The organism is Citrobacter sp. Cpo032 (assembly GCF_030332975.1).
In the GTDB taxonomy this organism is placed as follows: Bacteria; Pseudomonadota; Gammaproteobacteria; order Enterobacterales; family Enterobacteriaceae; genus Citrobacter; species Citrobacter portucalensis.
The window spans coordinates 80,698-94,789 of sequence record NZ_JAOWGU010000042.1 but is presented as its reverse complement, the minus strand read 5'-3'; the positions used below and the strand labels follow the sequence as shown (position 1 = coordinate 94,789).

Genomic DNA, 14,092 nt, shown 5'->3' with positions numbered 1-14,092 from the left:
CCGCTGGTATGCAACATGCGAAAAAAAAGCCCGTACTTTCGTACGAGCTCTTCTTAAAATATGGCGGTGAGGCGGGGATTCGAACCCCGGATACGTTGCCGTATACACACTTTCCAGGCGTGCTCCTTCAGCCACTCGGACACCTCACCATATTGTATTGCTGCCTGACCGCTTGGGGGGCAACGGGGCGCTACTATAGGGAGTTGCGCTAAAACGGTCAAGCAGAATTTACGTGTTAACTCTCGTTTGGTTACGCAATATACATATTCCTCCGCCCAGGCAGGTGCGGAGGAAAGGATTAGCGCTGAGAGTCCAGTTTTTCGCCGCTGGTCACGACTTCCTGAGCTTTGCTGTAGCTTTCGATCAGCAACTGATAAGCCGGGAAGACTTTGGTATACACTTCCGCCCATTCGGCGGCGTCTTCACGGTTCCATGTACCCTGAATTTCAGAAGCGACGGCGGCGGTATCCATCGGCACGACGCCAGCCTGAACAACACGAGCCAGGGTGATTTCCTGCGCCATTTTGCTGTAAGTACCGGAAGCGTCGATCACTGCGAAGACCTTATAGCCTTCCGCAACCGCGCTGATAGCCGGGAAAGCCATGCACACGCTGGTAATCGTACCGGCGATAATCAGCGTTTTACGACCCGTTGCTTTGACCGCTTTCACGAAATCTTCGTTATCCCAGGCGTTGATTTCGCCCTTACGCGCCACGTATTGGGCATGCGGCGCATTGGCGTGGATCTCAGGGATCAGCGGGCCGTTAGGTCCCTGCGGTACGGATGCCGTGGTAATCACCGGCATCTTCGCCAGAGTCGCCATTTTAGCCAGCGCGGCGGCACGCGCACGCAGTTCTGGCATTGGCATGTCGCCGACGGTCTGGAACAGCCCGCTCTGATGATCGATAAGCAGCATGACGGAATCATTCACATCGATGACCGGACGTGAACCATTAAAGTTTGCAGGACTGGACATATTCTTCTCCTTCGATTCAGATTTGGCCAAAGCGGCCGGAGTTAAAATCGCGTACGGCTTCAGCGATTTCTTGTTTCGTGTTCATTACAAACGGACCGTAACCTACAATCGGCTCGTTCAACGGTTCTCCAGAAAGCAGCAGCACGCTGGCGTCGCTGGAGGCTTCAATATGCAGCGTTTTCCCCTGCTGGCTCAGCACCACCAGTTGCGCTTCGCTGGCAGACGTAGTGCCGTTTACGGTGATATTTCCTTTCAATACCACCAGGGCAGTGCTCCATCCTTCCGGCTGGGACAACGTGAGCTGATGATTACGTTGCAAACGCATATCCCAGACGTTCAGCGGCGAGAAGGTATGTGCCGGGCCTTTTGTATCCTGATAGCTGCCCGCAATCACACGAACGCTCCCTGCTTCATCAGGCAGGGCGACAGTGGGGATCACATCGCTGCTGATGCCCTGGTAACCCGGAACGGCCATTTTGTCTTTTGCTGGCAGATTGACCCACAGCTGTACCATTTCCAGTTCGCCACCCTGACGGGTAAATTCAGGTGAATGGAACTCTTCGTGTAATATTCCTGCTCCTGCGGTCATCCACTGCACGTCGCCGGGGCCGATAATGCCGCCGCGACCGGTTGAATCACGGTGTTCAACTTCGCCGCTGTAAACGATGGTCACCGTCTCAAAACCACGGTGAGGGTGTTCGCCTACGCCGCGTTTTTCGTTACCCGGCGTAAACGTATGTGGACCGGCGTAATCCAGCAGCAGGAACGGACTTAGTTGCTCAGCATGAGACTGGTAAGAAAACATCGAGCGAACCGGAAATCCATCGCCAACCCAGTGTGGGCGAGGTGCGGTGTAGACGCCTGTTACTTGTTTCATATGTGTCTCCTCTGTGGCGTTATCTTGATGTGAATAAGCTTATATTCATGACAGCGAGCTGAGTAGTAGCTAAAATAGTCCTCACTGTCTCATAAATAGGACAATTAGATGACAAAGCCGGATCTCAATGATTTTGCATGGTTTGTGCATGTTGTAGAGGAAGGGGGATTCGCGGCGGCGGGTCGGGCGCTTGATGAACCGAAATCAAAACTAAGCCGACGGATAGCGCAACTGGAAGAGACGCTGGGAGTTCGACTGATTCAGCGAACCACCCGCCAGTTTAACGTGACGGAAGTTGGGCAAACCTTTTACGAGCACTGTAAGGCGATGCTGGTGGAAGCGCAGGCAGCGCAGGATGCGATTGCCGCGTTACAGGTTGAACCGCGTGGCGTGGTGAAGTTGACGTGTCCGGTCACGCTGCTGCATGTGCATATCGGGCCAATGCTTGCCCGTTTTATGGCGCGTTATCCTGACGTATCAGTGCAACTGGAGGCCACTAACCGCCGCGTGGACGTTGTTGGAGAGGGCCTGGACGTGGCGATTCGCGTCAGGCCCCGACCATTTGAGGATAGCGACCTGGTGATGCGTGTGCTGGCGGACAGGGGACATCGTTTGTATGCCAGCCCGCAGTTAATAGAGCAAATGGGAACGCTACATTCTCCGGCGGAGCTGACGCGTTGGCCGGGCCTGAGTCTGGCGACGGGTAAACATGTGCATCGTTGGGAGTTATTCGGGCCGCAGGGCGCACGTGCGGAGGTGCATTTCACGCCGCGTATGATCACCACCGATATGCTGGCGTTACGTGAAGCCGCAGTTGCCGGTGTTGGGGTAGTTCAACTTCCACAGCTGATGGTAAAAGATCAAGTAGCCGCGGGTGAACTGGTGGCATTGCTCGACGGCTGGGAACCGAAGCGAGAAATAATTCACGCAGTCTTTCCATCACGCAGGGGATTATTGCCGTCAGTACGCACATTAGTGGATTTCTTAACGGAAGAATATGCGCGGATGATTGAGGATTAAATACCTGACCTTGGCCCACAAAAAAGGCCGGTTAAACCGACCTTTTATTATCTGGACGCCATTCGGGCGTTAAAAACAATCAGCGACTACGGAAGACAATGCGGCCTTTGCTCAGGTCGTACGGGGTCAGCTCAACAGTCACTTTGTCGCCCGTCAGGATGCGGATATAGTTTTTACGCATTTTACCGGAGATGTGTGCAGTAACCACGTGACCGTTTTCTAACTCTACGCGGAACATGGTATTAGGTAACGTATCGAGAACGGTACCCTGCATTTCAATATTGTCTTCTTTGGCCATCTAATCCTCTGGGGTATCACTACCGTAATTTGAACCGGCAAGATAATGCCGAAGTTCTTTTAATAAGTAAAGATTTGTGCGTTTAAAACACAGCAAATCGGGTTTGGCGCATTACTCTAACCACACACGGCAAAGCCGCACTTAAAGCGCAACGTGTAAGGGAACGAGGAGATAAACGATAGGCGTTGCCTGACGCGAACTGTTCCTTAACGGCGGCGGGGTAATGGGCTAAACCAACTCTGCGCGACAATTATAACACCCCGACAAAAAATGTGCCGAAAACATTCACCCCTGAGGCGAAAATAACGTCCTGGGAACCCAGAAATGGCTCGGTAGCCGCTGCTGGCGCAGTCTGCTCAGGTGTTCAAGGTACTCCCGACGTGGGGTTTCGACGGCGCCCAGCGAAGCTGTGTGGCTATTTAATACCTGGCAGTCGATTAATTTTCCGCCCTGACGGATAAATTCAGCGCAAAAAACAAGCAGTGCGGTTTTGGACGCATTTTCCTGACGGCTGAACATTGATTCGCCACAAAATAGCGTACCTTGCGCCACGCCATACATACCGCCCACTAATTCATTTTGTCGCCATACTTCAATGGAGTGCGCATGGCCCAGCTCGTGCAGGCGATGGTAGGCGTCCACTACATCATGCGTTATCCAGGTGCCTTCTTCCCGGTCGTTCGCGCAGCCTTCAATCACCTGACCGAACGCGTAATTGAGCGTCACGCGATAAGGCGAGTTTTTATGAAAACGTTTCATGCTGCGGCTGAGATGAAATTTCTCGGGCCAAAGAATGGCGCGTGGATCGGGCGACCACCAAAGGATGGGGTCGCCAGGTGAAAACCACGGGAAAATTCCGCGCTGGTAGGCCATTAACAGTCGAGCTGGACTGAGATCGCCGCCAAGCGCCAACAAACCGTTAGGCTCGCGTAAAGCGCCTTCCGGTGAAGGGAAGGCTATAGAATGGCGGGACAATTGCACCAGGCGCATGACAGCGAAACTCCACTACGCGAGTTTGATCGTTCAATAATAGCTTACAGACGTTGCTTAAACTGGTAATAACGCCCCTGCCGGGCTAACAAATCTGCGTGATTACCTTGCTCAATAATGTGTCCGTTGTCCATCACTATTATTTGATCAAAACGTGACAAGCCACGCAGACGATGTGTCACCATCAGTACGGTTTTATCGCGCATGACATCGCCAATTAATTCAAGCATTTGGCTTTCTGTTGTGGCATCAAGCCCTTCGGTCGGTTCATCCAGCAGCATCAGTGGGGCATCGTGCAATAAGGCGCGAGCGATAGCCAGACGACGGAGTTCGCCGCCAGAAAGCTGACGACCGCCTTCGCCTAACCAGGCATTGAGTCCATCACCCTCTAGCAGTTTGTCCAGACCGACGCGGCACAGCATTGCGGATAATGTGTCATCACTGGTGTGCGGTGCTGCCAGCAGCAGGTTATCGCGAAGCGTCGCGCTGAACAGGTGCACGCGCTGTGGCACGACGCTGATGCTCTGGCGCAGCGCGGCTTCACTGAGGGCTGAAATCGGCTGCTCATTAATCAGAATTTCGCCATGCTGCGGATCCCATGCGCGGGTCAGCAATTGTAGTAACGTTGACTTACCGCAGCCAGTGCGACCGAGAATCGCAATGTGTTCACCGGGCTGAGCCTGCAGCGAAAGGGTGTCGAGCGCTTTTTGTGTTTGCCCCGGATAGCTGAATGAAACATCGCGTAGCGTGAGAGTGACCTGCTCAGAAACTGGAGAACCGGCATCCGGGAAGGTGACTTCTGGCTGCTGTTCGGTCAGTTCGGTGATGCGCAGCGCAGAGGCAATAACCTGTCCGAGATGCTGAAATGCCCCGGTGACGGGGGCCAAAGCTTCAAACGCGGCCAGCGCACAGAAGACAAACAGCGCGATCAGCGCGCCAGGCTGGGTATTGCCACCCACGCCGCCGGAGGCCATCCATAACATCACAACCACTGCCAGTGCGCCGACTAACAGCATGACCGCCTGTGATAGCGCCGTTAATTCAGACTGACGTCGTTGGGCTTCATGCCACTGCAACTCGGTGGCTTCCATTTGGGCGCGGTAACGTTCACTGGCGCCAAAGATGGTCAGTTCAGCCTGGCCCTGCAGCCAGGATGTTAACTGCTGACGATACTGCCCACGTAAATGCGTCAAACTTTGCCCGGTGCTTTTACCTGCCTGATAAAAGAGTGGGGGCAGGATAAATAAGGTCAGCAGCATAATACCGCCGAGAGTGATAGCCAGCGTGAAATCGAGAACGCTTAGCCCCAGCGTGACCACCATGATGACGACAAAAGCGCCCACAAGCGGGGAGAGCACGCGCAAATAGAGATGATCGAGCGTGTCGACATCCGCCACCACGCGGTTAAGCAATTCACCTTGTCCATAACGGGACAGGCCAGCAGGGGAGAGCGGCAGCAGTTTGCTGAAGGTATAAATACGCAAATGTTGCAGCACGCGGAACGTCGCGTCGTGGCTGACCAATCGCTCGAAATAGCGGCCCGCGGTTCGGGTGATTGCCGCACCGCGCACCCCGGCAGCAGGGAGCATATAGTTAAAACTGTAAATCCCGGTGACACCCACCACAGCAGAAGCCGACAGGAACCAGCCGGAAAGCGTCAGCAAACCAATACTTGCCAGCAGTGTGACGATCGCCAGAACGATCCCCAGGGTTAACATCCATTTGTGACGTTTATACAGCGTCAGATAAGGTAGCAAAGCGCGCATTTAAATGTCCTCCTGACGATGAGCCAGTAATGTCGCAAACGCCCCGTTGGCTGCGCTAAGTTCGGCATAAGTGCCTTGTTCAACGATCTGTCCGTCCTGCATCACCCAGATAACGTCCCAGTCGGCAAGATCTTCAAGTTGGTGTGTCACCATCAGCGTGGTCTGGCGGCGTGACGCTGCTTTCAACGCCTGCATCACGCGTTGTTCGCTGTGTGCATCAAGGCTGGCGGCGGGCTCGTCAAGCAACAACAACTGACATGGATTGAGTAAGGCGCGAGCCACGGCAACGCGTTGCGCTTGTCCGACAGAAAGTCGAGCAGCCTGATCGCCTACTGGTGTATCCACACCCTGTGGCAGAAGTGGTAAAAACTCACTGACCCAGGCGCTGTCGAGTGCGGCTTGCAGCTGTTCTTCGCTGGCATCGGGGCGAGCGAGCAGCACGTTATCGTGTAACGTGGCGGCAGGGAGCTGCGGGTTTTGTCCAACCCAGGACAGCTGTTTGCGCCAGCAATCAGGCGACAGGTCGCGCAGCTCAAAGCCGTTAATCCGCAGCGAACCCTGATAAGAGAGAAAACCGGACAGGACATTGAGCAACGAACTTTTGCCGGAGCCGCTGCGGCCAACCAGCACCGAGCGTTGGCCCGCTGGCAGGGTAAAGTTGAGCGGACCTGCAAGCACTTTACCTTCCGGCGAGGTGATGACCAGATCTTCTGCTTCAATTGTAACTGCGTCTTTTGTTGTCAGCTCAATATCGCCACGCTCAGGATGTGCAAGCGGGGTTTCCATGAAGGTTTTCAGACTGTCTGCAGCACCAACGGCTTGTGCTTTGGCGTGATAGAACGTACCCAGATCGCGCAGGGGCTGGAAAAATTCCGGCGCCAGAATGAGCGCCAGGAAGCCAGCCGCCAATGTGACGCCCGTCCCGTAGTGGCCAAAATCGAGTTCACCGAGGTAGGAAAAACCGAAGTAAACCGCGACCAGTGCGATGGACAGGGAGGTAAAGAACTCAAGGACACCGGATGACAGAAACGCCAGGCGCAGGACTTCCATGGTGCGCTGGCGGAAATCCTGTGACGCTGCGCGGATGCTTTCTGTTTCAGCTTCACCGCGGCCAAAGATTCTTAGCGTTTCCATGCCCCGCAGGCGATCGAGAAAATGGCCGCTGAGACGGGCAAGAGCCTGAAAGTTGCGGCGGTTAGCATCGGCTGCACCCATACCAACCATCGCCATAAACAACGGGATCAGCGGGGCAGTTCCAAGCAGAATAAGGGCGGCTACCCAGTTTGACGGGAATACCGCCGCCACGATCAATAAGGGGACGCATACGGCCAGCGCCATTTGCGGCAGATAACGTGCATAGTAATCATGCATGTCATCAATCTGTTCCAGGATTAGCGTAGCCCAGCTCCCGGCTGGTTTGCCTTGTATCCAGGCGGGACCTGCTTGTTGCAGACGGTCAAGCACCTGGCGGCGAATCTCAAAGCGGATATGTTGGCCAGCATGAAACCCGACGCGTTCGCGTAACCAGACGACCCATGCCCGCAGGATGAAAATCAATACCAGCACAATGAAAGGGAGCAGAAGCGCCTCTCTGGGGATATTGTCCATGATCATATGGTCGAGAATTCGGGCCATGAGCCAGGCCTGAGCGACAATTAACAGGCCGCTCACGAACCCCAACAGGCGTGAAATGTTCAGCCATCGTTGGGAAATTACACTTTGCTGTTTTAACCAGCGGGTCAGCTCTTTTTGACGGGTTTTATTCATTGCACGCTTAGCAGGTGAGTTATTGGAATTTTTGGGCAGGACAATGTTACAACGAGGCAAAAATAAAGGCGACTTATAGTCGCCTTTTTTACTTTTGTTACTGATTTGTAAAACTTATTTGCAAGCGTCTGCCAGACCGTCGAGATAACGCTCTGCGTCAAGCGCAGCCATACAACCGGTGCCTGCTGAAGTGATCGCCTGGCGATAAATATGGTCCATCACGTCACCGGCGGCGAATACACCCGGGATGCTGGTTTGGGTGGCGTTACCATGAATACCGGACTGAACTTTGATGTAGCCATTTTCCAGTTCAAGCTGACCGTCAAAAATGGCGGTATTCGGGCTGTGACCGATAGCGACAAACAACCCTGCAACGTCAAGTGACTCGACGTTGTCAGTGTTTTGCGTATCGCGCAGGCGCAGTCCGGTTACGCCCATTTGATCGCCGGTCACTTCTTCCAGTGTGCGGTGGGTATGCAGCACGATGTTGCCGTTTTCGACTTTATCCATCAAACGCTTGATCAGGATTTTTTCGGCGCGGAAGCTGTCGCGACGGTGAATCAAATGCACTTCAGATGCGATATTCGCCAGGTACAGCGCTTCTTCAACAGCAGTGTTGCCGCCGCCGATCACCGCAACTTTTTGGTTACGGTAGAAGAAACCGTCGCAGGTCGCGCAGGCGGAAACGCCACGGCCTTTGAAGGCTTCTTCTGAAGGCAGACCCAGGTAGCGTGCTGACGCACCGGTGGCGATGATCAGTGCGTCACAGGTGTATTCACCGCTGTCGCCGGTCAGACGGAAAGGGCGGTTTTGCAGATCAACTTTGCTGATATGATCAAAAATAATTTCAGTTTCAAATTTGGTCGCATGTTCGTGCATGCGTTCCATCAGCAATGGGCCTGTGAGATCGTGCGGATCGCCAGGCCAGTTTTCCACTTCTGTTGTTGTGGTCAACTGACCACCTTTTTCCATACCGGTAATCAGTACCGGTTGCAGGTTCGCGCGTGCGGCGTAGACCGCAGCGGTATACCCCGCAGGGCCAGAGCCCAGAATAAGAAGTTTACTGTGTTTGGTTGCGCCCATGAGATCCCCATAGTTGTTAGCAGGCAATGAGCAGGATTGTAGGGAATTTACAGGCGTAAAAAAAGAGTATGGCGATTTTGTTAACAATATGTGTAATAGCGGGAACCGATGAACGGCAGAATTAGTCGTAATACTATAACGATTTCTACTTAAAATCGGTCAGTTATAAGGTGATAAAATGACGATTTTCCATCACTGCGAATGAATAACTGGCATGTTGTACTAAAAATCGATGTTTTGCTTTGACAATCCCCTGCTGTTTTGCGAAAACATTCAAGGAAGAAAAAAACTGTGTCATGTATGTGCTGCATAATCATGCATGTAGATACCATGTTTACCGTGTTAGCGAAATCTACGCATGGTGTGGACAGATGCCATTCGTGATGTCGATAGCCGCCGACAGGCAACGGTCTTCTCACCATAAACCCAGGCATTGCGAACCGAAAATCCCTCTGGGTTGCGGTTTATTTTGATGGGTAGCGACTCTGAACAGTGATGTTGGTAGAGTCAGGCAGGAGTAGGGAAGGAATACAGAGAGACAATAATAATGGTAGATAGTAAGAAGCGCCCTGGCAAAGATCTCGACCGTATCGATCGTAACATTCTTAATGAGCTGCAAAAGGATGGGCGTATTTCTAACGTCGAGCTTTCTAAACGTGTGGGACTTTCACCAACGCCCTGCCTTGAGCGTGTGCGTCGGTTGGAAAGACAGGGTTTTATTCAGGGCTATACAGCGCTGTTAAACCCGCATTATCTGGATGCATCACTTCTGGTTTTTGTTGAGATTACTCTGAATCGTGGCGCCCCGGATGTGTTTGAGCAATTTAACTCTGCAGTACAAAAACTTGAAGAAATTCAAGAGTGTCATTTGGTTTCCGGTGATTTCGACTATTTGCTGAAAACACGCGTACCGGATATGTCGGCATACCGTAAGCTGTTGGGGGAAACCCTGCTGCGTCTGCCTGGCGTGAATGACACACGTACTTATGTAGTAATGGAAGAAGTCAAACAGAGCAATCGTCTGGTAATTAAGACGCGCTAACACGGAACAGGTGCAAAATCGACGCAGTTTGATTACACTCCTGTTAATCCATACAGCAACAGTGCCGGGGCAACCCGGTGCTGTTGTCCGTTTTAGCATCGGGCAGGAAAAGCCCGAAACCTGGAGAGCCGTTTTTGAGCCAGGAATACACTGAAGACAAAGACGTCACATTGACGAAGTTAAGCAGCGGGCGCCGACTTCTGGAAGCGCTACTGATCCTTATTGCCCTTTTTGCCGTCTGGTTGATGGCTGCCTTACTCAGCTTTAACCCTTCGGATCCCAGTTGGTCGCAAACCGCGTGGCATGAGCCTATCCATAATCTGGGTGGAATACCTGGAGCATGGCTGGCGGACACGCTGTTCTTTATTTTTGGCGTCATGGCCTACACAATCCCCGTCATCATTGTCGGTGGCTGCTGGTTTGCCTGGCGACATCAGGCCAGCGACGAATACGTCGATTATTTTGCCGTCTCGCTACGCATTATTGGCGTTCTGGCGCTGATTCTCACTTCCTGCGGGCTGGCCGCAATTAACGCCGATGACATCTGGTATTTCGCCTCTGGCGGCGTGATCGGCAGTCTGCTCAGCACCACGCTACAACCATTGCTGCACAGCAGCGGCGGCACGCTGACGTTGTTGTGCATTTGGGCAGCGGGATTAACGTTGTTCACCGGTTGGTCATGGGTGAGCATTGCGGAAAAACTGGGCGGCTGGTTACTCAATATCCTGACGTTTGCCAGCAACCGTACCCGCCGCGACGATACCTGGGTCGATGACGAAGAGTATGAAGACGAAGAAGAGTCTGTCGACGCCGCTGATGGCAAACCCCATGAATCGCGCCGAGCTCGTATCCTGCGCGGTGCGTTAGCGCGCCGTAAACGTCTGGCGGAGAAATTTACCAACCCGCTTGGTCGTCATACCGATGCGGCGCTGTTCTCCGGCAAACGCATGGATGATGAAGACGAAATTGAATACAGCGCCCGTGGCGTGGTTGCCGATCCTAATGATGTGCTGTTTTCCGGTAATCGCGCGACGCTGCCTGAATATGACGAACTTGATCCACTGCTTAACGGCCACTCGGTGACCGAGCCTGTAGCTGCAGCAGCAGCAGCTACAACAGCCGCTCAGGCCTGGAGCGCACCGGTCGATCCGTTACTGCAAACGTCACCCGTGACCAACACTGTTATGGAGCAACCGGTCCCAACCGTGGCCTGGCAACCCGTGCCTGGCCCGCAAACCGGTGATGCCGCGATTGCACCAGCGCCTGAAGGTTATCCGCAGCCAGCCCAGTACGCGCAACCTCCGGTGCAGCAGCCTTATGAGCCATGGCAACAACCGGTTGTGGAGCAGAGTCCGCAGCCGCAATATTACGCACAGCAGCCCGTTGAACCTGTTTATACGCAGCCTGTCGCGCCGCAGCCGGAACCTGTTTATCAGCCGGAGCCCGTGCTGCAACCTGTCTATCAACAGGATCCGACCTCTCAACAGAACGCCGCATTCCAGCAGCCTGGTTATCAGCCGGAGCCTGTGCAGCAACCTGTTTATCAGCAGGATCCAACTTTTCAACAGAGCACTACGTTCCAGCAGCCTGTGGTTGAACAACCAACAGTGGTGGAACCTGAGCCGGTGGTTGAAGAAGTTAAACCGACTCGTCCGCCGCTCTATTACTTTGAAGAAGTCGAAGAGAAACGTGCGCGTGAGCGTGAGCAACTGGCTGCATGGTATCAACCGATCCCAGAACCTGCTCAGGAGCCTGAGCGTGTTAAGCCGTCTACGCCGTCTATGCCGACGACTGCATCCATACCGCCCGTTGAGTCTGTTGCTGCCGTTGCACCGCTGGCCGCTGGCGTAAAAAGCGCCGCGTTAGGGGCGAGTGCCGCTGCCGCAGCACCTGTCTTTAGCCTTGCAGGCAGCGGTACGCCGCGTCCGCAGGTGAAAGAGGGCATTGGCCCGCAGTTGCCGCGTCCGAATCGTGTGCGCGTGCCTACTCGTCGTGAGCTGGCTTCATATGGCATAAAACTGCCGTCACAGCGTATGGCTGAAGAGAAAGCGCGCGAAGAGCAGCTTGATACAGATGCGTACAGTGACGATGAAATGGATGCAATGCAGCAGGACGAGCTGGCACGTCAGTTCGCTCAGTCGCAGCAGCATCGTTATGGCGAAGAGTATCAGGACGATACCCACCAGACTGATGACGAAGATTCAGCCGCAGAAGCGGAACTGGCCCGCCAGTTTGCTTCTTCTCAGCAGCAGCGTTATTCCGGTGAACAGCCTGCCGGAGCGAATCCATTCTCCCTCGATGACTTTGAATTTTCGCCAATGAAAACGCTGGTGGATGAGGGGCCGCATGAGCCGCTGTTTACGCCTGGCGTAATGCCGGAGCCCGCGCCGCAGTACCAGGAACCCGTTGCGCCGCAGCAGCATTATCAGCAACCGGCGCAGCCAGTTGCACCGCAGCAGCACTATCAGCAACCGGCGCAGCCAGTTGCACCACAGCAGCATTATCAGCAACCGGCGCAGCCAGTTGCACCGCAGCAGCACTATCAGCAACCGACACAGCCAGTTGCACCACAGCAGCATTATCAGCAGCCAGCGCAGCCAGTTGCATCGCAGCAGCATTATCAGCAGCCAACGCAGCCTGTGACACCGCCGCCGCAGGATAGTCTGATCCATCCGCTGCTAATGCGTAATGGGGATAGTCGTCCGGCGCACCGTCCAAGCACGCCGCTGCCATCGTTAGATCTGCTCACGCCGCCGCCGAGCGAAGTTGAGCCGATAGATACGTTTGCACTGGAACAAATGGCACGTCTGGTGGAAGCGCGTCTGGCGGATTTCCGCATTAAAGCCGATGTGGTGAACTACTCTCCTGGCCCGGTGATTACCCGCTTTGAGCTTAATCTGGCTCCAGGGGTTAAAGCGGCGCGTATTTCTAACCTGTCACGAGATCTGGCGCGTTCATTGTCGACCGCGGCGGTACGTGTGGTCGAGGTTATTCCAGGCAAACCGTATGTCGGACTGGAGTTACCGAACAAAAAACGTCAAACCGTTTATCTGCGTGAAGTGCTGGATAACGCTAAATTCCGTGATAACTCATCTCCGCTGACAGTGGTACTGGGCAAAGATATTGCGGGCGAACCGGTGGTGGCCGATCTGGCTAAAATGCCGCACCTGTTGGTGGCGGGGACAACCGGTTCCGGTAAGTCTGTTGGGGTGAACGCCATGATCCTCAGTATGCTCTACAAAGCGCAACCGGAAGACGTTCGCTTTATCATGATTGACCCGAAAATGCTGGAACTTTCTGTTTATGAAGGTATTCCACATCTGCTGACTGAAGTTGTGACCGACATGAAAGATGCCGCCAATGCCTTGCGTTGGAGCGTCAATGAAATGGAACGTCGCTACAAACTGATGTCGGCGCTTGGCGTGCGTAACCTTGCTGGTTATAACGATAAGATTGCTGAAGCCGCCCGTATGGGACGTCCGATTCCAGACCCATACTGGAAGCCGGGCGACAGCATGGATGTTCAGCATCCGGTGCTGGAAAAACTGCCGTATATCGTGGTGTTGGTGGATGAATTCGCTGACCTGATGATGACCGTTGGCAAAAAGGTGGAAGAACTGATCGCTCGTCTGGCGCAAAAAGCGCGTGCGGCGGGTATCCACCTGGTGCTGGCAACCCAGCGACCGTCAGTTGACGTTATCACCGGTCTGATTAAAGCGAACATCCCGACGCGTATCGCCTTTACAGTGTCCAGTAAAATTGACTCGCGTACCATCCTTGACCAGGGCGGCGCGGAATCGCTGTTGGGTATGGGTGACATGCTTTATTCTGCACCAAACTCGACGATCCCTGTGCGTGTACACGGCGCCTTTGTACGCGATGAAGAAGTTCACGCGGTAGTTCAGGACTGGAAAGCGCGCGGCCGTCCACAATACGTTGATGGCATTACCTCTGACAGCGAAAGCGAAGGCGGCGGTGGCGGCTTTGATGGTGGCGAAGAACTGGATCCGCTGTTCGATCAGGCGGTGAACTTTGTTACTCAGAAACGCAAAGCCTCAATCTCCGGCGTCCAACGTCAGTTCCGTATCGGTTACAACCGAGCGGCGCGCATCATCGAACAGATGGAAGCGCAGGGAATAGTCAGCGAACAAGGGCATAATGGTAATCGTGAAGTGCTGGCTCCGCCGCCCTTCGAATGATTGCAAAGTTAAGTAATTCAGTATTTTCTACTTTCCTCATGCTGATTTTTGGCCTGAAATGGATAGCAGAGGGA

Annotated in this window: 10 protein-coding genes and 1 tRNA gene; 3 read left to right on the top strand and 8 right to left on the bottom strand. The window is 53.9% G+C overall.

Features of this window, described 5'->3' with window-relative positions; genetic code table 11:
* Nucleotides 1–61: 61 nt before the first annotated feature.
* The 3 genes from OGY33_RS10990 to OGY33_RS10980 all read right to left on the bottom strand — a co-directional run bounded on the left by OGY33_RS10990 (nt 62) and on the right by OGY33_RS10980 (nt 1,853).
* Nucleotides 62–149 (bottom strand) — tRNA-Ser (locus OGY33_RS10990).
* A gap of 149 nt (nt 150–298) precedes the next feature.
* Nucleotides 299–976 carry an isochorismatase family protein gene (locus OGY33_RS10985; RefSeq protein WP_003831673.1) on the bottom strand — a complete coding sequence of 226 codons (678 nt, stop codon included), beginning with the start codon at nt 974–976 and terminating at the stop codon, nt 299–301.
* Nucleotides 977–992: 16 nt separating this feature from the next.
* Nucleotides 993–1,853, bottom strand: coding sequence for a pirin family protein (locus OGY33_RS10980; protein ID WP_003831674.1), 861 nt, complete (start codon nt 1,851–1,853; stop codon nt 993–995).
* A 108-nt stretch (nt 1,854–1,961) separates the two neighbouring features.
* On the opposite strand from OGY33_RS10980, the gene OGY33_RS10975 reads away from it, so the two are divergent.
* On the top strand, nt 1,962–2,873 hold the full coding sequence (locus OGY33_RS10975; RefSeq protein ID WP_003831675.1) for a LysR family transcriptional regulator: 912 nt from the start codon (nt 1,962–1,964) through the stop codon (nt 2,871–2,873).
* Between the two features lie 79 nt (nt 2,874–2,952).
* On the opposite strand, the gene infA is transcribed toward OGY33_RS10975, so the two are convergent.
* The 5 genes from infA to trxB form a co-directional block, all read right to left on the bottom strand.
* Nucleotides 2,953–3,171, bottom strand: coding sequence for a translation initiation factor IF-1 (infA, locus tag OGY33_RS10970; protein WP_002211347.1), 219 nt, complete (start codon nt 3,169–3,171; stop codon nt 2,953–2,955).
* Between the two features lie 285 nt (nt 3,172–3,456).
* Entirely contained in the window at nt 3,457–4,161 is a 705-nt protein-coding gene (aat, locus tag OGY33_RS10960) for a leucyl/phenylalanyl-tRNA--protein transferase (RefSeq protein ID WP_032948928.1), read from the bottom strand.
* A 44-nt stretch (nt 4,162–4,205) separates the two neighbouring features.
* Nucleotides 4,206–5,927: a heme ABC transporter ATP-binding protein/permease CydC gene (gene cydC / locus OGY33_RS10955; RefSeq protein WP_149607858.1), complete on the bottom strand. Its 1,722-nt coding sequence runs from the start codon at nt 5,925–5,927 to the stop codon at nt 4,206–4,208.
* The gene (gene cydD, locus OGY33_RS10950) at nt 5,928–7,694 is read right to left on the bottom strand and encodes a heme ABC transporter permease/ATP-binding protein CydD (protein ID WP_191238695.1); all 1,767 of its coding nucleotides are present in this window, start codon (nt 7,692–7,694) and stop codon (nt 5,928–5,930) included.
* A gap of 114 nt (nt 7,695–7,808) precedes the next feature.
* On the bottom strand, nt 7,809–8,777 hold the full coding sequence (gene trxB, locus OGY33_RS10945; protein WP_003831889.1) for a thioredoxin-disulfide reductase: 969 nt from the start codon (nt 8,775–8,777) through the stop codon (nt 7,809–7,811).
* Between the two features lie 547 nt (nt 8,778–9,324).
* Between trxB and lrp the strand changes: the two genes are divergently transcribed.
* On the top strand, nt 9,325–9,819 hold the full coding sequence (lrp, locus tag OGY33_RS10940) for a leucine-responsive transcriptional regulator Lrp (RefSeq protein ID WP_002439523.1): 495 nt from the start codon (nt 9,325–9,327) through the stop codon (nt 9,817–9,819).
* A gap of 134 nt (nt 9,820–9,953) precedes the next feature.
* On the top strand, nt 9,954–14,018 hold the full coding sequence (ftsK, locus tag OGY33_RS10935; RefSeq protein ID WP_191238694.1) for a DNA translocase FtsK: 4,065 nt from the start codon (nt 9,954–9,956) through the stop codon (nt 14,016–14,018).
* The last annotated feature ends 74 nt before the right edge of the window (nt 14,019–14,092 follow it).